This window comes from Stenotrophomonas sp. INTA L402-1 (genome assembly GCF_059295135.1).
This window is the reverse complement of the sequence record NZ_JCAFWP010000159.1, coordinates 1-627: the sequence shown is the minus strand read 5'-3', so window position 1 is coordinate 627 and position 627 is coordinate 1. Positions and strand designations below refer to the sequence as shown.

General features: G+C 45.1%; 1 protein-coding gene and 1 pseudogene. Both read left to right on the top strand.

Annotated features, from left to right (window positions below; genetic code table 11):
• Nucleotides 1–287, top strand: a 287-nt coding sequence (locus tag AC5O77_RS22085) for an Ldh family oxidoreductase (protein WP_494507207.1), incomplete at its 5' end; no start/stop codon positions are given.
• Between the two features lie 129 nt (nt 288–416).
• Nucleotides 417–627: pseudogene (locus tag AC5O77_RS22080) on the top strand (hypothetical protein); the annotation flags it as partial.

Here is a 627-nt window from a genome sequence, read left to right as displayed (position 1 = left end):
GGCGACAGGTTAGTTCGATGTATGACGATTTACACGCAGGGCGTAATTTGGGGCAATTACATGTAGTTATTAATCCGAGCTTTTTCTCCTCCAGCGAATTATTCAGTCAACATCTTAGCCAGACCATGCGCGAATTAAATGCCATTACCCCCGCGCCCGGTTTTAATCAGGTTTATTATCCCGGGCAAGATCAGGATATTAAACAACGCAAAGCCGCCGTCGAAGGCATCGAAATTGTTGATGATATTTACCAGTATTTGATTTCCGACGCGCTTTATAACACGTAATTAGAAACGAAAAATCCCTTTGCTGAATAATTATTGAGACAGGACTTTCTTATGATTTCACATTTCCGTCAAGCTATAGAATAATAGATTCCGTGGCTTTCCTCTTTTGGCGCTGTACCAACCGGCGGTTTGACCCGTTTACTTTATTCGCCGGAATGGCTGGAAACCCAGCAGCAATTTAAAAAAAGAATGGCAGCAAGCGGGCTGGAAACACGTTTCGATGAAGTGGGGAATTTATACGGTCGCCTGAATGGCACCGAATATCCACAGGAAGTGGTTCTGAGCGGTTCGCATATCGATACCGTGGTTAACGGCGGTAACCTTGACGGGCAATTCGGCG